The 20,435-nt window shown below is 70.1% G+C and carries 18 protein-coding genes; 5 read left to right on the top strand and 13 right to left on the bottom strand.

The genetic code is table 11. The features are described from left to right. Positions 1-62 precede the first annotated feature (62 nt). Both QE374_RS11215 and QE374_RS11220 read right to left on the bottom strand, forming a co-directional pair. Entirely contained in the window at positions 63-1,730 is a 1,668-nt protein-coding gene (locus QE374_RS11215; RefSeq protein WP_309734911.1) for an ATP-binding cassette domain-containing protein, read from the bottom strand. 178 nt (positions 1,731-1,908) lie between these two features. Further along, positions 1,909-2,550, bottom strand: coding sequence for an alpha/beta hydrolase-fold protein (locus tag QE374_RS11220; protein WP_309734913.1), 642 nt, complete (start codon positions 2,548-2,550; stop codon positions 1,909-1,911). Between the two features lie 67 nt (positions 2,551-2,617). Between QE374_RS11220 and QE374_RS11225 the strand changes: the two genes are divergently transcribed. Further along, on the top strand, positions 2,618-3,229 hold the full coding sequence (locus QE374_RS11225; protein WP_243231285.1) for an NUDIX hydrolase family protein: 612 nt from the start codon (positions 2,618-2,620) through the stop codon (positions 3,227-3,229). 1 nt (position 3,230) lies between these two features. Then, positions 3,231-4,091, top strand: coding sequence for an ATP-binding protein (locus QE374_RS11230; RefSeq protein ID WP_309734917.1), 861 nt, complete (start codon positions 3,231-3,233; stop codon positions 4,089-4,091). 7 nt (positions 4,092-4,098) lie between these two features. On the opposite strand, the gene QE374_RS11235 is transcribed toward QE374_RS11230, so the two are convergent. The 11 genes from QE374_RS11235 to QE374_RS11285 all read right to left on the bottom strand — a co-directional run bounded on the left by QE374_RS11235 (position 4,099) and on the right by QE374_RS11285 (position 16,962). Then, positions 4,099-5,226, bottom strand: coding sequence for a low specificity L-threonine aldolase (locus QE374_RS11235; RefSeq protein WP_309734920.1), 1,128 nt, complete (start codon positions 5,224-5,226; stop codon positions 4,099-4,101). Between the two features lie 189 nt (positions 5,227-5,415). After that, positions 5,416-6,864, bottom strand: a complete 1,449-nt coding sequence (locus QE374_RS11240) for a DUF6421 family protein (protein ID WP_309734922.1) — start codon at positions 6,862-6,864, stop codon at positions 5,416-5,418. An 83-nt stretch (positions 6,865-6,947) separates the two neighbouring features. Then, on the bottom strand, positions 6,948-8,441 hold the full coding sequence (locus QE374_RS11245; RefSeq protein WP_309734925.1) for a CoA-acylating methylmalonate-semialdehyde dehydrogenase: 1,494 nt from the start codon (positions 8,439-8,441) through the stop codon (positions 6,948-6,950). A 35-nt stretch (positions 8,442-8,476) separates the two neighbouring features. After that, on the bottom strand, positions 8,477-9,778 hold the full coding sequence (locus QE374_RS11250; protein WP_309734928.1) for an aspartate aminotransferase family protein: 1,302 nt from the start codon (positions 9,776-9,778) through the stop codon (positions 8,477-8,479). Between the two features lie 57 nt (positions 9,779-9,835). Continuing rightward, on the bottom strand, positions 9,836-11,011 hold the full coding sequence (locus QE374_RS11255) for an ABC transporter substrate-binding protein (protein ID WP_309734930.1): 1,176 nt from the start codon (positions 11,009-11,011) through the stop codon (positions 9,836-9,838). A 52-nt stretch (positions 11,012-11,063) separates the two neighbouring features. Then, positions 11,064-11,846 carry an ABC transporter permease subunit gene (locus QE374_RS11260; protein ID WP_309734933.1) on the bottom strand — a complete coding sequence of 261 codons (783 nt, stop codon included), beginning with the start codon at positions 11,844-11,846 and terminating at the stop codon, positions 11,064-11,066. Continuing rightward, positions 11,843-12,637 carry an ABC transporter ATP-binding protein gene (locus QE374_RS11265; RefSeq protein ID WP_309734935.1) on the bottom strand — a complete coding sequence of 265 codons (795 nt, stop codon included), beginning with the start codon at positions 12,635-12,637 and terminating at the stop codon, positions 11,843-11,845. Before QE374_RS11265 ends, QE374_RS11260 begins: the two co-directional genes overlap by 4 nt. Next, positions 12,634-13,524 carry an ABC transporter permease subunit gene (locus QE374_RS11270; RefSeq protein WP_309734937.1) on the bottom strand — a complete coding sequence of 297 codons (891 nt, stop codon included), beginning with the start codon at positions 13,522-13,524 and terminating at the stop codon, positions 12,634-12,636. Before QE374_RS11270 ends, QE374_RS11265 begins: the two co-directional genes overlap by 4 nt. Further along, positions 13,524-14,540 carry a TIGR03842 family LLM class F420-dependent oxidoreductase gene (locus tag QE374_RS11275; protein ID WP_309734939.1) on the bottom strand — a complete coding sequence of 339 codons (1,017 nt, stop codon included), beginning with the start codon at positions 14,538-14,540 and terminating at the stop codon, positions 13,524-13,526. Before QE374_RS11275 ends, QE374_RS11270 begins: the two co-directional genes overlap by 1 nt. A gap of 122 nt (positions 14,541-14,662) precedes the next feature. Continuing rightward, on the bottom strand, positions 14,663-16,099 hold the full coding sequence (gene hydA, locus QE374_RS11280) for a dihydropyrimidinase (protein ID WP_309734940.1): 1,437 nt from the start codon (positions 16,097-16,099) through the stop codon (positions 14,663-14,665). A gap of 14 nt (positions 16,100-16,113) precedes the next feature. Continuing rightward, positions 16,114-16,962: a nitrilase-related carbon-nitrogen hydrolase gene (locus QE374_RS11285; RefSeq protein ID WP_309734943.1), complete on the bottom strand. Its 849-nt coding sequence runs from the start codon at positions 16,960-16,962 to the stop codon at positions 16,114-16,116. A gap of 146 nt (positions 16,963-17,108) precedes the next feature. Here QE374_RS11285 and QE374_RS11290 point away from each other — a divergent pair, with 146 nt between their 5' ends. The 3 genes from QE374_RS11290 to QE374_RS11300 are packed head-to-tail and all read left to right on the top strand — an operon-like array spanning position 17,109 to position 20,337. Next, on the top strand, positions 17,109-18,470 hold the full coding sequence (locus tag QE374_RS11290; protein ID WP_309734945.1) for an aminotransferase class I/II-fold pyridoxal phosphate-dependent enzyme: 1,362 nt from the start codon (positions 17,109-17,111) through the stop codon (positions 18,468-18,470). Positions 18,471-18,529: 59 nt separating this feature from the next. After that, complete coding sequence (locus QE374_RS11295) at positions 18,530-19,696, top strand: histidine kinase (protein WP_309734947.1); 1,167 nt, start codon at positions 18,530-18,532, stop codon at positions 19,694-19,696. After that, complete coding sequence (locus QE374_RS11300) at positions 19,693-20,337, top strand: response regulator transcription factor (RefSeq protein ID WP_309734949.1); 645 nt, start codon at positions 19,693-19,695, stop codon at positions 20,335-20,337. Before QE374_RS11295 ends, QE374_RS11300 begins: the two co-directional genes overlap by 4 nt. Positions 20,338-20,435 lie beyond the last annotated feature (98 nt).

Raw genomic sequence — 20,435 nt, forward strand, 5'->3', positions numbered from 1 at the left:
ATGTCGGCGAGTGTTCGTCGTCCGATCGTGTCCGACGGTCTCAGGCGGACACGGTGATGCTCCTATACGTCGTCTATGAAGGCGTCCGTCTCCCGCATCCCGTCCGCGTCGATCTCGATGGTCGTGTCGATGCCCAGGCGGGACAGGAAGTCGTCGTCGTGGCTGACCACGATCAGTGCACCGCGGTAGGCGGAGAGCGCATCGACGAGCTGGTCGACGGTCTCGAGGTCGAGGTTGTTGGTCGGCTCGTCGAGCAGGAGCAGCTGCGGCGGCGGATCGGCGAGCAGCAGGCGTGCGAGGCAGAGTCGGAAACGCTCGCCGCCGGAGAGGGTGGCCACGGCTCGGTCGACGGTCGCGCCCCGCAGCAGGAACCGCGCCAGGCGGTTGCGCAGCTCCGAGGTGGGCACGGCGGGAGCCGCCGCGGTGACGATCGAGAGCACCGTAGCGTCATCGTCCAGCCCGTCCAGGCGCTGCGGAAGATAGCCCACCCGATCGGTGAGCAGCACCGCTCGAGCAGAACGCAGCCAGGCAGGTCCGACCTGCCGGTCGGCTTTCCGGTCCGGGCTCGTTTCGGCTGAGCCGTGCGCGGTTCTCCCCGCCAGTCGCTCGAGGAGAGTCGACTTGCCGGCGCCGTTCGCTCCGACGATCGCGATCCGCTCGGGGCCCTGCACGATCCAGGTGCGGGCGCCGTCGCCGATCTCGGCGAGGCGCCTGCCCGCCGCGACCTGCGGGTCGGGCAGATCCAGATGCACGCTCTCGTCGTCTCGCACGCGCCGCTCCGCCGTATCGAGAGCGTCGCGCGCGGCGGATTCACGATCGGCGACCATGCCGCGGAGCTTGCCCGCCGACACCTGCGCCGCGTGCTTACGGCCACCGGCGATGATCTTGGGCACGCGCTTCTCGACCTGCGCCTTGTGTGCCGTCCTGGCGCGTCGTGCGAGCGTCGTCTCCGCCTCGATCCGCTGGCGCTTCTCGCGTCGCACGGCGGATGCGGCGGCGCGCTCGGCGGCGCGTGCCGCATCCTGCTCGTTCTCCAGATGCTCGCGCCACGCGCGGTAGCCGCCGCCGAAACGCGTCAGACGGTTTCCGTACAGCTCCGCCGTCTCCGACATCCCGTCCAGCAGCGCCACGTCGTGGCTCACGACGAGCAGGGCTCCCGGCCAGCCCGCGAGCAGATCGCGCAGCCGCGCCCGTGCCGCGCGGTCGAGATTGTTGGTCGGTTCGTCGAGAAGGGTCACCGCGGCCCGTCGGGCGCGCAACCCCGCCGTCGCGACGAGCACGGCCTCGCCTCCGGAGAGCTGCCCGATGCGCCGGTCGAGGGCATCGCCCGGGAGCCCGGCGGCGTCGAGCGCGGCGACCGCACGGGCCTCGGCGTCCCAGTCGTCGCCGATCGTGTCGAAGTGGCGCGCGTCGACGTCGCCCGCCTCGACCGCGCGCAGCGCGGCCAGGACCTCGCCCAGGCCCAGCAGGTCGGCGACGGGCCGGTCGGCGTCGAGGGTGAGCCGCTGCGGCAGCACCGCCACGTCGCCGTCGACGCTGAGGTGACCGGATGCGGGTTGCAGCTCGCCCGCGATCAGGCGCAGCAGAGTGGTCTTGCCGGAGCCGTTGCGTCCGACGAGGCCCGTCGTTCCGGTGCCGAACGTGCCGGAGACCTCGGTCAGAGCGGCTGTGCCGTCCGGCCAGGAGAAGGAGAGGCGGTCGAGGACGACCGCAGCGGAGAGAGCCGGCATGGTGCCTCCCGGGATGTCGGTGGAAGCACTGACACCCGGGTGCCCGCGGGCACGGTGATCGACGGGGTCAGCGCGTGGACGCGAAGCCGTCGAGGAAGTACACCGGTTCGACCTTTCGGAAGGGGCAGGACTCCAAGACCCTACCGATCGCGGTGGGTGATGTCCAGACCGAGCGGGGTCAGCCGAGCTGCCGCTGGAGGAACGCCCGGATGTCGACGAGTTCCTCCGCGCTGACGGAGTGGCCGAGGCCGGGGTACAGGCGCCCGGTGAGATCGACGTGATCGGGCAGCCACTGCGCGGTGTGGGTGATCAGGGGAGCGGGGATCACGTCGTCGACGGAACCGCGTCCCCAGAACACCGGCGGGCGCCGCGCGGCGAGCGCCGCATCGGTGTCGAGGTCTCCCGGTGTGGCATAGCCGCTGAGGTTCACCGCGAACGCGAAGCGGTCCGGCTGCCGGCGCAGGGCCTGCAGCGAGACCGCGCCGCCCTGCGAGAACCCCAGGAGTCCGACGGTCTCGGCTGCGCTCGTGCGATCCAGCCAGGCGGTGAACGCGTCCGCGCCGGCGGTGATCGCTCGCGCGTCGCGGCCGTTCAAGCCCTCGATCGGATACCACGAGTAGCCCGGCGACGGCCACGGCGGCGCGAGCGGCGCGCGCACGGCGGCCATGCGGTACTCGGGCGGCAGGTGCGCCGCCAGCGAGAAGAGGTCGCGTTCGTCGCTCGCGTAGCCGTGCAGCAGCACGAGCAGGGGGCGATCTGCTGCGTTGTCGTCGTCGGAGAACAGCACGGCGTCGTCGTCGAGCATCGGGGTGGCATCCATCGCTCCATCCTGGTACCCACCACCCGCATCCGCTATCTGAGGCGGGGGTGTGGGGTATACAGGAGACATGCCGGTCCGCACGCCCGATCCTGACCCCCACGAGCCCGGCGACGACTCGTCGCGCGATCCCCTGGGCCTGGGGGGTCTGCCGGGGAGTGCCGGCAACCCGGCGTGGCTGAGCGATGTCGAGCTCGCCGAGGCGCGACGCCGACTGCCGATGCTCTACGTCGAGGCCATCCCGGTGCGCACCGACGGCATGGGTGTGGTGACCCAGGTGGGCATCCTCCTGCGGGCGACCCCGCTGGGGGAGATGACCCGCACGATCGTGTCGGGACGCGTCCGTTACGGCGAGACCGTGCGTGACGCACTCTTCCGTCACCTCGAGAACGATCTGGGCCCGATGGCCTTCCCGCTGCTGCCGCCGAGCCCGACGCCGTTCACGGTCGCCGAGTACTTCCCCCTTCCCGGCGTGAGCGCGTTCCACGACGACCGCCAGCACGCGGTCTCGCTCGCATTCGTGGTGCCGGTCACGGGCACCTGCGAGCCGCGCCAGGACGCCCTCGAGGTGACCTGGATGGAGCCGGCGGAGGCCGCATCCGACGCCCTCGCGGCCGAGATGGAAGGCGGTCGGGGAACCCTCATCCGCCTGGGCCTCGCCAGTGTCGGCGCCCTGCGCTGACATGCCGCTCGCCGCATCCGCATTCCCTGCGAGTCCCTCGCTCGTCGACTTCGCCGTCGCGCTGCCGGTCGTCCTGCTCGTCGCCTACGGCATCGCGATGCTGCTGCGCCGACTGTTCGGCGAACGGCTCTCGCTCGGCACGGCGACGATGACCCTCATCGGCGTGCTCGGCGTCAGCGCCGGCGCCCTGATCTCGGGTCTGTTCATTCCGGGGCAGCGGCTGTGGATGCCCAGCACGCTGCTGCTGGCGACCGGCGCGAGTCTCGGGCTGTCCTTCCTGGTCGCGGGGGCGGTGGCCGCGGTGCGCGGGACGAGCACGATGCCGGATGCGGCGGCGGTGCTCGCCGCGGGCGAGTCAGAGCGCCGGGAGTTCAAGGAGACCGCCCGCTGGAACGTGCGCGAGTCGCGCAAGGACCCGCGCATGGAGCTGGCGGTCGCGAAGACCGTCGCGGCGTTCCTCAACTCGCGCGGCGGTGTCCTCGTGATCGGAGCGAACGACGCAGGCGAAGCGGTGGGCCTCGAGCGCGATCTGCAGACCTTGCGCACGCCCGACCATGACAGGTTCGAGCTGTGGCTGCGCGACATGCTCTCCACCTCGCTCGGTCGCAACGCCGCAGCGCTTCCCCGCATCCGGTTCGGGACGGCGGGCGACGGTGTCGTCGTGTGTCTCGTGCAGTGCCGGCCGGCGGGAAAACCGGTGTTCGTCACGCAGCCCAAGGACGGCGGCTCGACCCGTGAACTGTGGGTGCGGGTCGGCAACTCGTCGCGCGCGCTCGGGGTGGACGAGGCCGTCGACTACGTGGCTCGCCACTGGCGCCCGTCGGTGGCGTCGTTCGTGCTCGGACGCCCCTCCGGCGCCTGAGCGCGCGTCAGCGGGTGGTCTCGCGCGCGATCGCGGTGACGAACGCGTCGATGTCGTCCTCGGTCGTGTCGAACGAGCACATCCAGCGCACCTCGCGGCGGCTTTCATCCTCCCCACCGCCACTCGCATCATCGCTCTCGCGCTGATCCGAGCCTCCGTCGGCGGGGCCCCAGTCGTAGAACCGGAAGCTCTCGCGCAGGCGCTCCGCCACACCCTCGGGCAGGATCGCGAACAGGCCGTTGGCCTGGGTGGGATGCGTGAACGAGACGCCGCGGATCGAGCCGTCGGCGAGGCCCGCATCCACACCGCGGCGCAGGCGCTGGGCCATCGCGTTGGCGTGCGAGGCGTTGCGCAGCCAGAGATCGCCCTCGTAGAGCGCCACGAGCTGCGCCGAGACGAAACGCATCTTCGAGGCCAGCTGCATGTTGAGCTTGCGGAGGTAGGTGAGACCGGTGGATGCGGCGGGGTCGAGCACGACGATCGCCTCCGCGCCCAGCGCGCCGTTCTTCGTGCCGCCCAGGCTCACGACGTCGACGCCCGCGTCGGTCGTGAAGGCGGCGAGCGGCACGCCGAGGGCCGCCGCCGCGTTGGAGATGCGGGCCCCGTCGAGGTGCAGCCGCATCCCGCGCTCGTGGGCGTGATCGGCGAGGGCGCGGATCTCATCCGGGGTGTAGAGCGTGCCGAGCTCGCTCGTCTGCGTGATGGAGACCACGAGGGGCTGTGCGCGGTGCTCGTCGCCCCAGCCCCAGGCCTCGCGGTCGACGAGCTCGGGGGTGAGCTTGCCGTCGGGCGAGGGGACCGTGAGCAGCTTCATGCCGCCCACGCGCTCCGGCGCACCGCCCTCGTCGACGTTGATGTGCGCGGTGGATGCGGCGATGACCGCACCCCAGCGAGGCAGCATCGACTGCAGGCCGGTGACGTTCGCACCCGTGCCGTTGAAGACGGGGAATGCCTCCGCGCGCTCGCCGAAGTGGGCGCGGACGACCTCCTGCAGGCGGGCCGTGTAGGCGTCCTCGCCGTAGGCGATCTGGTGCCCCGCGTTGGCGGCGGCGATCGCGGCCAGCACCTCGGGGTGCACGCCGGAATAGTTGTCGGAGGCGAAGCCGCGCACGGCGGTGTCATGCAGAGTCGTCACAGTCGTCCAATCTACGTCGGGTCGCCCCCGCATCCGCACGCCGGCTGCGGCGCACCGTGTCCCACTTTCTGCAGAAATCGGAGCCGAAACCTGCAGGAAGTGGGACACGGATTGCCGTAAGTGGGACATGCACTGCGGCAAGTGGGACATGCCGGAGGGGCGGATGCGGCGGCGGGCCGCTCGGGCGGGTCAGTCGGCGGCGCGGATGCCGGCGGTGGAGGCGATGACGTCGCGCATCTTCTTCTCCAGCGCCTCGTAGAACATCGACAGCGGGAACTCGTCGGTCAGCACCTGATCGGTGAAGCCCGCGGGCGGCCCCGACAGCACCTCGTCGGGAAGGCCCCGCGCCCACACGGAGGCCGGATGCGGGGTCACGACCGAGCTCACGAGTTCATACGCGGCCAGCCAGTGCGCCGTCTTCGGGCGGTCGATCGAACGCCAGTACAGCTCGTCGATCGCGTCCGCCAGCGCGACGACCGCGTCCGGGACCTGATCCCAGTCGATGCGCAGCCGGGTGTCCGTCCAGTGCAGCACGCCGCGGCGGTGCAGCCACGCGAACAGCAGCTGGCCGCCGAGCCCGTCGTAGTTGCGCACCCGGGTGCCGGTGATCGCGAAGCGGAAGATGCGATCGAAGAGCACCGCGTACAGCACGAGTCCGGCGTGCTCCCGCATCCGTTCGTCGACGTCGCTCAGCTGCTCGCCGGCAGCGACACGCTCGTCGAGGCGCCGGCGGATCAGCACGCACTCGCGGAACGCGGTCAGATCGCACCGCAGCTCCTCCAGCGAGTACAGGAAGTACGGCATGCGCTGCTTGATCATGAACGGGTCGAACGGCAGATCGCCGCGCATGTGGGTGCGATCGTGGATGAGATCCCACATCACGAAGGTCTGCTCGGTCAGAGCCTGATCCGTCAGCATCCGCGCCGCGTCCTCGGGCAGCTCGAGCTTCGTGATCTCGGATGCTGCCGCCACCACCCTGCGGTAGCGCGCCGCCTCTCGGTCCTGGAAGATCGCTCCCCACGTGAACGCGGGCACCTCGCGCATCGAGACGGTCTCGGGAAACAGCACGGCCGAGTTCGTGTCGTAGCCCGGCGTGAAGTCCACCAGTCGCAGCGATACGAACAGGGCGTTCGTGTACTGCGTCTCGAGCTGTGCGATGAACTCGGGCCAGATGACCTCGACGAGCACGGCCTCGATGTACCGGTTCGGCGAGCCGTTCTGCGTGTACATCGGGAACACGACGAGGTGGCGCATCCCGTCCACCCGGTGCCGCTGCGGCTGGAAGGCGACGAGGGCGTCGAAGAAGTCCGGCACGCCGAAGTCCTCCGCCGACCAGCGCAGGAAGTCCCCCACGAGGGCCTGCAGGTAGTCGGCGTCGTGCGGGAAGCGCGGGGCGAGCTCCTGCACGGCGGCGACGATCCGCTCGACCTCCACGCGTGCCGTCGTGCGGTCCTCCGCCTCGGGCACCGAGCCGTCCTTCGCCTGCACTGCCTGCAGCGCGACGGCAGCGTCCTTCAGCTCGAGCCAGGCCGGATCGTCCTCCACGCCGATCGCGAGGCTCGCTGCGTCCTCGACGACCTCGGGCTCGCCGATGATCGCCTTGAGCTCACGGGAAGGGTGGGCGGCGTCGATGGACATGGGAACCTCCGATCGTCGAAGTCGGCCGCGGATGCGGCGTGGTGATGGTGCGAACAGGCTACGCGGCCCGGGAGCGGGCGCGCTCAGGCGTTCTGCGGGAATCCGAGGTTGAGGCCGCCGTGCGAGGGGTCCAGCCAGCGGCTCGTGATCGCCTTCTCCTGGGTGAAGAAGGAGACGCCGTACGGGCCGTACGCCTTCGCGTCGCCGAACAAGGACGCTTTCCAGCCGCCGAACGAGTGGTAGGCGACCGGCACGGGGATCGGCACGTTGACGCCGATCATCCCCACCTGTACCTCGCGCTGGAAGCGGCGGGCAGCGCCGCCGTCGTTCGTGAAGATCGCGGTGCCGTTGCCGTAGGGCGAGGCGTTGATGATGTCGACCGCCTCCTCGTAGCCGCTCACACGGACGATCGACAGGACGGGGCCGAAGATCTCGTCGCGGTAGACGGCGGAGTCCAGCGGTACGCGGTCGATGAGCGAGGGGCCGAGCCAGAAGCCGTCCGCTTCGCCGTCGACATCGATGCCCCGCCCGTCGACGACGACCGTCGCGCCGTCGGATGCGGCCTGATCCAGGTACCCGGCGACCTTGTCGCGGTGCTCGCGGGTGATGAGCGGACCCATGTCGCAGCCGCGGGTGCCGTCTCCGGTGCGCAGCGTCGACATCCGCTCGGTGATCTTGGCGACGAGCGCGTCGGCGACCGCATCCACCGCCAGGATCACCGAGACCGCCATGCAGCGCTCGCCGGCCGAGCCGAAGCCCGCGTTGACCGCCGCATCCGCGGCGAGGTCGAGATCGGCGTCGGGCAGCACGAGCATGTGGTTCTTCGCGCCGCCCAGGGCCTGAACGCGCTTGCCGGCCGCGGCGGCGGTCGCGTAGATGTACTGCGCGATTGGGGTCGACCCGACGAACGAGATCGAGCGGATGTCGGGGTGCACGAGGAGGGCGTCGACCGCCTCCTTGTCGCCGTTGACGACGGTGAGCACGCCCTCGGGCAGCCCCGCCTCGGCGAACAGGCGCGCGAGCCAGATGGACGCGGACGGGTCCTTCTCGCTGGGCTTGAGCACCACGGCGTTGCCGGCCGCGAGCGCGATCGGCAGGAACCAGAGCGGCACCATCGCGGGGAAGTTGAAGGGGCTGATGACGCCCACGACACCCACCGGCTGGCGCAGCGTGTACACATCCACGTCCGTGGAGACGTTCTCCGAATAGGTGCCTTTCAGCAACTGGCCGACGCCGCAGGCGAAGTCGACGACCTCGAGGCCGCGGGCGATCTCGCCGAGCGCATCGGAGAGCACCTTGCCGTGTTCGGCCGTGAGGATCTCGGCGAGCTCCTGCTTGCGGGCGTTCAGCAGCTCGCGGAACGCGAACAGCACGGAGGTGCGCTTGGCGATCGAGGCGTCGCGCCAGGAGGGCCAGGCGGCCACGGTGGCGGCCACGGCCGCATCCACGTCGGTCGTGCTCGCCAGTCGCACCTGCTTGGTCACCGTGCCCCGTGCGGGGTTGTAGACCGGCGCCGTGCGCTCGGAGGCTCCGTCCCAGTCGCTTCCCGATACCCAGTGTCCGAGGGTGTGGGTCATGTCGTTTCTCCTGTCACGTCGTCGTGGGTGGGGGATCAGAGGGCCGCGAGCGCAGCGTCGTAGATGCCGATGGCCTCATCGACATCCTCGTCGGTCACGATGCACGGGGGAACGACGTGGATGCGGTTGTCCTGCACGAAAGGGAGCAGCCCGCGTCCGATGACGTCCTTCTTGAGCGCGCCCATCGCGGCGGCGGCGAGGGGCTCGCGCGTCGCACGGTCGGCGACGAGCTCGAGCGCCCAGAACACGCCCTCGCCGCGCACCTCGCCGATCACCTCGTGCTTCTGGGCGAGCGCATGCAGCGCGGGACCCAGGACGTCGCGTCCGATGCGCGCCGCATTCTCGACGATCCCCTCCGCCTCCATCGCGTCGAGGGTCGCGACGATGGAAGCCGCCGCCAACGGATGGCCGGAGTAGGTGAGGCCGCCCGGGAAGACGCGTTCGTCGAAGGCCGCTGCGATCGGGTCGGAGATGATGACGCCGCCCACCGGGACGTAGCCGGAGTTCACCCCCTTGGCGAAGGTGATGAGATCGGGCACCACGTCGTGGCCCTCGAAGGCGAACCAGCGGCCGGTGCGACCGAAGCCCGCCATCACCTCGTCGAGGATCAGCATGATGCCGTAGCGGTCGCAGATCTCCCGCACGCCGGCGAGATAGCCCGGCGGCGGTATGAGCACGCCCGCGGTGCCCGGCACCGACTCCAGCAGGATGGCGGCGATCGTCGCCGCACCCTCGGCCTGCACGACGCGTTCGAGGTGGTGGAGGGCGCGGGCGCATTCCTCCTCGGGCGTCGTCGCCCAGAACTCCGAACGGTAGAGGTAGGGGCCGAAGAAATGCACGTGCCCGCGTGCGAACTCGTTCGGGATGCGGCGCCAGTCGCCCGTGGCGACGATGGCCGCGCCGGTGTTGCCGTGGTAGGAGCGGTAGCGGGAGAGCACCTTGTCGCGTCCGGTCACGAGGCGGGCCATGCGGATCGCGTTCTCGTTCGCGTCGGCGCCGCCGTTGGTGAAGAACACCTTGTGGAATCCGTGGGGGGCGCGCGCGATGATGCGCTCGGCCGCCTCGCCCCGCGTGAGGTTCGCCGTGGACGGCGCGATCGTCGTGAGCAGTTCCGCCTGACGGGTGATCGCCTCGACGACGGCCGGATGCTGGTGGCCGATGTTGACGTTGACGAGCTGGCTCGAGAAGTCGAGGTAGCGCGTGCCTGCGTGATCCCAGACGCGGGTGCCCTCCCCACCGGCGATGACGAGCGGATCGAGGGCCGCCTGCGCCGACCAGGAATGGAACACGTGGGCGCGGTCGAGGTCCCAGGCGCGGCGGTCGAGATCGGTGGTCATGCTCTTCTCCTTCGATGAGCGGTGGGGGCGATGCGCGCATCACCCCCACCGCGGATCCTACTTACCGCCTTCGGTGAGCGTCACGTCGATGGGTGTGTAGGTCCCCTTGACCGCGACCCCTTCGGCTTCGAGCTCCTGCAGCGCCTTCTCGATGTACTCGTTGCTGTACGCGGTGTCGGCGGGTTCCTCGGTGATGAGGTTCAGGCCGTCCTGGTTGACCGCCTTGAGCGCGCCCGCGACCGTCTTCTTCCACGCGTCCTCGTTCACGACGCCGAAGTCGCTGTCGGTCCAGATCAGCTTGTTGACCTCGTTCATCTGCCACAGCTGGTGCACGGGGCCGACGGGGAAGGCGGCCTCGGCGTTGATCGCCGCGTCGTAGGTGATGGATGCCGCTTCTTCGGGGTTGTCGCGCGCGAAGATCCATCCCTTCGTGACCGCCTTCAGGAACCGCACGGCGGCGTCCGCGTAGGCGGGGTCGTCGGCCAGGCGTGCCGTGTCGGCCCAGAGGGCGTCCTGGAGCATGGCGCCCTCGGTGTCCTCGTACGAGATGACGTTGAAGTCCTCCGGCTGGTAGAGCTTGCCCGTCGCGGGGTTCACGACCTCCAGCACCTGCGCCCACTCGTTGTAGGTCATCGCCTGCGCCGCATCCACGTCGCCGTCCAGCAGCGCGTTCATGCTGAAGTCCTGCGTCGTGATCGAGACCGACGTGGAGTCGAGGTCGTCCGCAGCCATGGCGGCGAAGATCTCCCACTCGTTGCCGAAGCCCCACGAGCCGATCCGCTTGCCCTCGAAGTCGGCGACGGACGTGATGCCGCTGTCGGCCCAGGAGACCTGGAGCGTTCCGGACTTCTGGAACACCTGCGCGATGTCGGTGAGCTCGGCGCCCGTTGCCTCGAGGGTGCCGAGAACCTTGGGCACCCACGCGACGGCGAAGTCGACGTCGCCCGCGACGAGTGCGTCCTGCGGGACGATGTCGCCGCCGGAGGGCACGATCTCGACATCGTCGAAGCCCTCCTCTTCGAAGTAACCCTTGTCGAGGGCGACGTAGTAGCCGGCGAACTGCGCCTGGGGCAGCCATTGCAGCTGCAGCTTGAGTGAGGTGAGCGGCTCGAAGTCCGGGTCTCCGGAGGCGGCCGGTGCGCCGGAGTCTCCGCCTGCGCAGGCAGCCAGCGCCATCGAGGCGATGCCGACGGCGGATACGGCGACGAGGGTGCGTCGAATGCTGTGTCTCATGCTGTTCCTTTCGGGTTCGGTGGTGCCGGGTGGTGCGATGGAACGCCTCCGGTCAGACCGGGGCCCGCCTCGTCGACAGCCGCTCGAGGAGGCTGGTCACGAGGAAGAAGAGAAGGCCGATGAGGATGCCGCCGAGAACGAACGCCCACGCGAGGGCTGCGCGGCCCGATTTCGCGTAGCTCGCGATGGCGGTGCCGATGCCGTCGGCGGGGCCGCCGAAGTACTCGGCCACCAGAGCGGAGATGACCGCGAGGGATGCGGCGATCCGGATCCCGGACATCAGGTACGGCAGGGCGGTGGGCAGGGTGAGGAACCGGAAGGTCTGCGAGCGGGAGGCCGCGGCCGCGCGCAGGAGGTCGCGCTGCACCGGGCGCGTCTGGCGAAGCCCGCGCAGCACGTTGACGAACACGGGGACGAAGGCCGCGATCGTCGCCACGGCCTGGCGCCCGAACTGGCTCGAGGCGCCGAACATCGTGTTCAGGATGGGGGTGAGCGCGACGATCGGGATGACGGCCAGGGCGGCGACGAGAGGAGCGAGCATGCCGTCGATCGGTCGGGCCGACGCCGCCAGGGCGGCCAGCAGGATCGCGAGGAGCGTGCCGGCGACGAGTCCCACGAGGGCGTTGGTCGCGGTGATCGCCATGTCGGGCGCGATGATCGACCAGCGGGCGAAGAACTCCTCCAGGATGGCGATCGGGCTCGGGAGCATCCGCGGTGCTGCATCGGCGACATCGACGATGAGCACCCACACCACCAGCCCGATCAGGGCGACGCCCGCGGGTGCTGCGACCCGGAGCCATGAGGGCAGCCGGCGATCGACTCTCGCGGTGCTCATCGTTCGTTCGCCCTGGTCGCCGGCGTTCCGTGCAGGGCCTCGCGCACCTCGGTGACCTTCGCGAAGTAGGCGCTCGATTCCCGCAGCGCCTCGTCGCGCTCGCGCTCGAAGCTCGTCGCGATGACCGTCGTGATGCGCCCGGGGCGCGGACTCATCACGACGACCCGATCCGAGAGGAACACCGCCTCCGGGATCGAGTGCGTCACGAAGACGACGGCGGCGCCGGTCTCGGCCGCGATGCGGGTCAGCTCCGCCTGCAGCCGCTCGCGGGTCATCTCATCGAGCGCTCCGAAGGGCTCGTCCATGAGCAGAAGCTTCGGCCGGGTCGCGAGAGAGCGGGCGATCGCGACGCGCTGCTGCATCCCGCCCGAGAGCTGGTCCGGGTAACGCTGCACGAAGTCGGTCAAGCCGACGAGCTCGGCGAGTTCGGCGACCCGCGCTGCGCGCTCCGCCTTCGTGACCCGCTGGATCTGAAGGGGGAGCGCGATGTTCTCGGCGATCGTGCGCCAGGGGAGGAGCCCTGCCTGCTGAAAGGCCATGCCGTAGTCCTGGTCGAGCCGGGCGGTGGCGGCCGGCTTGCCGAAGATCTCCAGGGTGCCCGCGGTGGCGGCGTCGAGGTCAGCGATCAGGCGCAGCAGCGTTGACTTGCCGCATCCGGACGGGCCGATCAGCGAGACGAACTCGCCCGGCGCGACGTCGAGATCCACATCGGTGAGCGCGACGACATCGCCGGTTCGGGTCGGGAAGATCTTGCCCACGCCTCGGGCGCGGACGGCGGGTGCGGTCTTCATGCGGTCTCCTCGCCTCTGCGATAGTTCTTGAGCCCGGCGCCTACGAGGGCCACGGATGCGGCGGCGACGAGCCCGAGCGCGATCGTGCCGAAGGTGGGGCCCCACGGAGCTGCCGGATCGGACGATGCTTGACCTGCGAGCTGGATGAGCATGCGTCCGATGCCTCCGCGCATCCCGATGGAGACCTCGGCGACCACCGCCCCGACGACCGCGGCCGCGGCCGCCAGTCGCAGCGCCGGCAGCAGATACGGCACCGCCGCGGGCAGTCGCAACCGCCAGAGCGTCGTCCCGTAGCCGGCCGCGTACGTGCGGAGGAGATCGACGTGGATGCTGTCGGGTGCCTGCAGACCGCGCAGCATGCCGATCGCGACGGGGAAGAAGGCGAGATAGGAGGCGATGACGGCGACCGACAGCCACTGCGGCCAGGGGATCCCCTCACGCGCCAGTTGTCCTCCGAGGGCGTTCACGACCGGCGCGAACGCGATCAACGGCACGGTCTGGCTGACCACGATCCAGGGCAGCAGGCCCCATTCGATGAGCCGCCACCGCTGCATCGCGATCGCGAGGACGCCGCCGACGAGAACGCCGATCACCCACCCCGCTGCCGCGATACCGAGCGTCACGCCTCCCGCCGACAGCACCGACACCCACAGCGGCGGGGTGTCGCCGCCACTCGTCGAGGCGAACAGTCGCGCGATCATGTCCCACACGTGCGGCATGGCGCGGTCGTGGGTGCGGGGCAGGATCATCACGCCGCTGCCGGTCGAACCGTCGCTGCCGATGGTCACCCCCTCGGCGGGACCCAGAAGTTTGTAGAGCTCCCAGAGCGCGATGACGGCCGCGACGCCCACCACGCCCCAGATCGCGGCGGCCGCGCGGCGCGTCATCATCGCTTCGCCGTGATGTGCTCGGTCAGGGCGGGGATGACGCGCTCGCCGTACACGCGCATCGTCTCCTCCTTGTTGTCGTGCTGCAGATAGCCCGCGAACTGGGTGACCCCGATCTCCCGCAACGCCTCGAGCTTGGCGATGTGCTGCTCGGCGGTGCCCAGCAGGCAGAACCGGTCGACGATCTCGTCCGGAACGAAGTCGACGTGATCGTTGGCCGCCCGGCCGTGGCTGTTGTAGTCGTAGCCGGTGCGCCCCGCGATGTAGTCGGTGAGTGCTTGCGGCACCTCGCCCGACGTGCCGTACTTGGCGACGATGTCGGCGACGTGGTTGCCGACCATGCCGCCGAACCACCGGCACTGGTCGCGCATGTGCTCAAGGTCTTCGCCGATGTACATGGGTGCCGCCACGCAGAACGCGATGCTGTCGGGGTCACGGCCGGCAGCGGCGGCGGCGTCCTTGACGACCTTGATCATCCAGCTCGCGATGTCGAGGTCGGCCAGCTGCAGGATGAAGCCGTCGCCGACCTCTCCGGTCAGCTTCAGTGCGAGCGGGCCGTACGCGGCCACCCAGACGTCGAGCTCCGATCCCCGGCTCCAGGGGAACTGCAGCGTCGCGCCCTTGTACTCGACGGGGCGCGAGTTGGCCAGCTCCCGGATGACGTGGATCGACTCGCGCAGCTCCGACATCGAGACCGGTTTGCCGTTCGTGACCCGCACGGCGGAGTCCCCGCGTCCGATCCCGCAGATGGTCCGGTTGCCGTACATCTCGTTGAGCGTCGCGAACACGGATGCGGTCACGGTCCAGTCGCGGGTGGCCGGGTTGGTCACGAAGGGGCCGACCGTGATGCGTCTGGTCGCGTTCAGGATCGCGGAGTGCACCACGTAGGGCTCTTCCCACAGCAGGTGCGAGTCGAAGGTCCACACGTGGCTGAAGCCGTGCGCCTCGGCCAGCTGCGACAGCTGGACGGTGCGGGATGCGGGCGGGTTGGTCTGCAGGACGACGCCGAAGTCCATGGGTCACACCTTCCGGTCGTTGAGCGAGCGCAGCGAGCTGAGCCCCCGGTCGTTGAGCGAGCGCAGCGAGCTGAGCCCCCGGTCGTTGAGCGAGCGCAGCGAGACGAAACGCAGACGTGTCATCAGATCAGGTACTGGCTCAGGCCGCGCTTGACGAACCGGCCGTCGCCGGCCCGCCCCAGGTACCGGCCGGCGTCGACGACGACCTTGCCGCGCGCCATGACCGTGTCGACGTGACCGTCGATCTCGAATCCCTCCCAGGCCGAGTGGTCCATGTTCATGTGGTGGGTCTTGTCGACGCCGATCGAGGTGTGCCCGTTCGGGTCGTAGATCACGATGTCCGCATCCGCGCCGGGCGCGATGACGCCCTTCTGCCCGTACATGCCGAACATGCGCGCGGGGGTCGTGCTGGTCAGCTCGACCCAGCGTTCGAGCGTGATCTCGCCGGTCACGACTCCCTGGTACATGAGGTCCATGCGGTGCTCGACCGAGCCGATCCCGTTGGGGATCGCGCGGAAGTCGCCGAGACCGAGCTCCTTCTGCCCCTTCATGCAGAACGGGCAGTGGTCGGTGGACACCATCTGCAGGTCGTTCGTGCGCAGGGCCCGCCACATGTGGTCCTGGTGGCCCTCCGCCCGTGCGCGCAGCGGTGTGGAGCAGACCCACTTGGCACCCTCGAACGCCCCCCACTGTTCGCTCGAGGCCCCCAGCTGCTCCTCCAGGGAGAGGTACAGGTACTGCGGACACGTCTCGCCGAAGACGTTCTGGCCCTTGTCCCGCGCCGTAGCGAGCTGCTCGACGGCCTGCTTCGCGCTCACGTGCACGACGTACAGCGGCGCGCCGGTGAGGTTCGCGAGCATGATCGCGCGATGCGTCGCCTCCTCCTCGGCCTGCCAGGCGCGAGCGATCCCGTGGAAGTACGGATCGGTCTTGCCTGCTTCGACCAGCTGCTCGGCGAGCACATCGATCACGGGGCCGTTCTCGGCGTGCATCATCGTGAGCAGACCCGTGTCGGCGGCGACCTGCATGGCGCGCAGGATCTGCGCGTCGTCCGCGTAGAAGACGCCGGGGTACGCCATGAACATCTTGAAGCTCGTGATGCCTTCGTCGATGAGCCCCGGAAGGGCCGCCAGCGCGTCCGCATCCACGCCGCCGACGATCTGGTGGAACCCGTAGTCGATCGCGCAGTTGCCCGCGGCGAGCTCGTGCCAATGGGCGAGTCCGTCCTGCACGCGCTCGCCGGTGCGCTGGACGGCGAAGTCCACGATCGTGGTCGTGCCGCCCCAGGCTGCGGCGCGCGTGCCCGTCTCGAAGGTATCGGACGCACTCGTGCCGCCGAAGGGCAGCTGCATGTGCGTGTGGGCGTCGATACCCCCGGGGATGACGTACTTCCCCGTCGCGTCGATGACGGTGTCGACGGATGCGGTCAGGTCGCTGCCCAGCAGCTGGGATCCGGGCGCGAGTACGGCGACGATGCGTTCGCCGTCGACGAGGACGTCGGCCGTCACGCGGCCGGTGGCGGAGACGACGGTGCCGCCGGTGATGAGTGTGGTGGTCATGATCGCTCCGCCTCTCAGGGTGCCGTGATCTCGTCGTAGGTGTCGGGGCGGCGGTCGCGGAAGAACTGCCAGTCGTCGCGCATCTGCTGCACGAGATCCATGTCGAGATCGCGGATGAGGATCTCCTCGTGCTCGCCCGAGCCGAGCTCGCCCACGTAGTTGCCTCGGGGGTCGACGATCTGGCTCTTGCCGTAGAAGGTGACGGCCTCGTCGCCGTACTCGTTGTCCTCGCGGCCCACGCGGTTCGGTGCGAGCACGAAGTAGCCGTTCGCAACCGCCGCAGCCGGCTGCTCGACCTCCCACAGACGATTCGAGAGGCCGGGCTTGGTCGCATTGGGGTTGAAGGCGAGGTGCGCGCCGTTCAGGCCGAGCTCGCGCCACGCCTCGGGGAAGTGACGGTCGTAGCAGATGATCACGCCGACCTTGCCGACGGCGGTGTCGAAGACGGGGTAGCCGAGGTTTCCGGGACGGAAGTAGAACTTCTCCCAGAACTTCTCGACGTGCGGGATGTGGTTCTTGCGGTAGATGCCGGCGATCGAGCCGTCCGCGTCCACCACGACGGCGGTGTTGTAGTAGACGCCGGTCTGCTGCTCCTCGTAGATGGGCAGCACCATCACGAGCGACAGCTCCTTCGCCAGCGCGGCGAACCGCTGCACGATGGGTCCGTCCACGGGCTCCGCGTAGCGGTAGTACTTCTTGTCCTGGGTGATGCCGAAGTAGGGGCCGTAGAACAGCTCCTGGAAGCAGATCACCTGGGCGCCGGCGGCTGCCGCATCCCGAGCGAACTGTTCGTGCTTGTCGAGCATGGATGCCTTGTCGCCCGTCCACGTCGTCTGCGTGATCGCTGCGCGTACCGTCGTCATGATCGCCTCCCGGTTGTTTCTCGTGGAGGACCCTGGCAGCGACGGGGACCGGAGTGGTTCCGGCGGGTCATCCCCGTTCTGTTATCTTTCTGACTGAACATTTCTCTTCGGTTTCAGCCTGTGACGTGATGGTTAATGGTGCACCCGTGAGTGATTCGGCGAAAGACCCGGTCGGAGCGCGGATCGCCGCGGCCGGAGAGCGCAGTCCCGAGGGGATCGCCCGCGAACTGGGCCGCCTGGTGACCGACGGCGTGCTTGCGCCCGGCGATCGTCTGCCCACGGTGCGCGAGGTCGCTGCGCAGCTCTCGGTGAGCCCCGCGACGGTCAGCGCTGCCTGGCAGGCCCTCGCGCGCGCCGGCGTCATCGTGTCGCGGGGGAGAGCGGGAAGCTTCGTGCGTGCGCCTCGTCGTGCATGGCTCACCCCGCGCGTGAAGGGTCTGTCGGGGGCGGCCCCGGCCGGCTGGGATCTGGCGTCCGGCATGCCCGACCCCGCCCTCCTGCCCCCCTTGCGTGCAGCCTTCGAGCGTGTCGATCTGCGGGCGGGGGCGGGGCGTTACCACGACGTCCCGGTGCTTCCCGAGCTGGCGGACGTGCTGCGGGAGGGCTGGCCGTCGCGGGTGGAGACGCTGACCGTCGTCGACGGCGCGATGGACGGCATCGCGAGAGTGATGGAACAGACCGTGCGCTTCGGCGACCGCGTGGCGATCGAGTCTCCCGGGTACCCCTATTTCTTCGATCTGCTGGATGCTCTCGGAGCCGAAGCCGTGCCGGTCGAGGTCGACGACGAGGGCATGGTGCCCGCATCCCTCACCCGGGCCCTCGCCCGGCATCCGTCGGCGGTGCTGCTGCAGCCGCGGGCTCAGAACCCGACCGGTGCCTCGATGACCTCGATGCGGGCCCAGCAGCTCGCGGGCGCGATCGGCGCGGCGCGCGACGGCGGCCGGGTGCTCGTCGTCGAGGACGACCACTCCGGACTGATCGCGATGGCGCCAGCGGTGACGCTCGCGCGTTGGCTGCCCGATCAGGTCGTCCAGGTGCGCAGCTTCTCGAAGTCGCACGGCCCCGACCTCCGCATCGCTGCCATGGGCGGGCCGGCCCACGTGCTGGACCGCGTCATCGCGCGCAGGATGCTGGGGCCGGGGTGGACCTCGCGCCTCCTGCAGAGCGTGCTGCTGGACATGCTCACCCGGCCGGATTCCGTGTCGGCCGTGAAGCGCGCCCGCCTGGCCTACCGGGACCGGCAGGAGGCGATGGTGGGGGCGCTGCGCCGAGAGGGCATCCCCCTCGTGCCGCCGGACGGGATCAACCTCTGGGTGCCCGTGCTCGATGAGCGCGCGGCCCTGGTCGAACTCGCCGCCGCCGGGATCGTGGTCGCCGCGGGGGCGCCGTTCGTCGCGGGGGAGGCGCACGCGCCGCACGTGCGCGTGACGGCGGGGCTCATCGCATCCGCTGACGCCGAGGGCGCGGCGGCCGCCCTCGCCGCTGCCGCGCGGGCAACGGGTCGCTGAGCACCGGATACATCGCTGGGCGGATGCGGGCTCTATCGCCGTCCGCGTAGCGTGTCAGGGTGTTCCGCCAGCTCTCGCCCGTGCAATGGCTCGTGGACGCCGTCCTGGCGTTCGGGTTCTTCGGCCTCACGGGCTTCCTGTTCTACACACCCTCCTCGGGCGACCAGGTGTGGGGCGTGCTGGTGTCGCTCGGCATGGCGGTGGCGCTGGGGCTGCGCCGGTTCTCGCCGTTCCTGGCGTTGGCCGTCGCGTGGGTGAGCGCGCTCGCACAGATGGCGCTGGGTCTGCAGCCCATGCTCAGCAACGTCGCGATCTTCGTCGTGCTCTACGCGACAGCCGCCTACGGGACGCGGCTGTTGTTCTGGCTCGGCTTCTCCTCCGCGGTCGCCGGCTCCGCGGCCATCGCGATCTACCTCGTCTTCGTCAACTCCTACGTCGCCTCGTCCGGGCTCGACTGGCGGAGCCTGCCGATCGCCGTGTTCGTGATGCTCGCCGCGCTGTTCGCCCTCGGGCTGTCGTGGACAGCGGGCGCGCTGGTGCGCACCGCGGCGCGTGCCAGGGAGACACGGCAGGCGAGGGATGCGGCGCGCGCGCAGGTGGCCATCGAGTCCGAGCGGATGCGGATCGCCCGCGACATGCACGACATCGTCGCGCACTCCCTCGCGGTGGTGATCGCGCAGGCCGACGGCGCCCGCTACGCGGCGGCGGCCGACCCCGCTGCTGCGACGACCGCCCTCGGGACGATCTCTTCCACCGCGCGTTCCGCGCTGACGGATGTACGCCTGCTCCTCACCCAGCTGCGCCATCAGCAGGGGGCCGGGCCGCAGCCGACACTGGCGGATCTCGACGGCTTGTTCGCCCAGGTCCATGCGGCGGGCGTGGATCTGCGGGTGCAGATCGCGCCGGTGCCGCCGCAGGATGTGCCGGCGGCCGTGCAGCTCGCCGTGTTCCGCATCCTGCAGGAAGCGCTCACCAACGCCCTGCGGCACGGCGAGGGCCCCGTGGAGGTCTGGCTCGCGTGGCAGAGTGATCATGTGCGAGCAACCGTGCGCAATGCGCTGCGTTCCCCGGCCCGTGAGCAGCAGCGGATGCTCGAGGACGCCGGCGGGCACGGCGTCGTCGGGATGCGCGAGCGCGCGCAGCTGGTCGGCGGAACATTGTTCGCCGGTGCCACCGACGGCGCCTTCGTCGTCGACGCGCATCTGCCGATCGGGGTCGCGGCGTGAGCGCACCGGTACGCGTCGTCCTCGTCGACGACCAGGCGCTCTTCCGCGCCGGCATCCGCATGCTGGTGGATTCGCAGCCCGACCTGAGCGTCGTGGGCGAGGCGGGCGACGGCGTCGAGGCCATCGAGGTGGTGCGCCGAGAGCGCCCCGATGTCGTGCTGATGGACATCCGGATGCCGCGTCTCGACGGTCTTGCGGCCACGGCGGAACTGCTGCGCGACGCCGACGCGCCCCGCATCGTGATGCTGACGACCTTCGATCTGGATGAGGCGGCTGCTCGCGCGATCCGAGAGGGGGCCAGCGGGTTCCTGCTGAAAGACGCGGATCCCGAGTTCCTGCTCGCCGCCATCCGCACGGTGCACGCGGGATCCGCTGTCATCGCCGCGAGTGCTACGCGCGACCTGTTCGCACAGTTCTCGCCCCCGGCCGTCGCAGTGCCGCCGGCCTGGCAGGCGCTCACCGACCGCGAGCGGGAGATCTTCGCGCTCGCCGCCCGGGGGCTTTCCAACGCCGAGATCGCGGAGCGGGAGTTCCTGTCCGAGGCGACCGTGAAGACGCACATCAGCCGCATCCTCGCCAAGCTCGCCCTGCGCGATCGCGTGCAGCTCGTCGTCTTCGCCTTCGAACACGGCCTCGTCTGACCCGCCCCCGCCGCCCCGCGCCGCCCGCCCGCGCCGCCCGCGGTGCCCGAGCCCGGTGCCCGAGTTGCGTCGCAGTTGCGCAGATGCGCCACTTTTGC

The sequence above is a fragment of the Microbacterium sp. SORGH_AS_0428 genome (assembly GCF_031453615.1).
Lineage (GTDB): Bacteria > Actinomycetota > Actinomycetes > Actinomycetales > Microbacteriaceae > Microbacterium.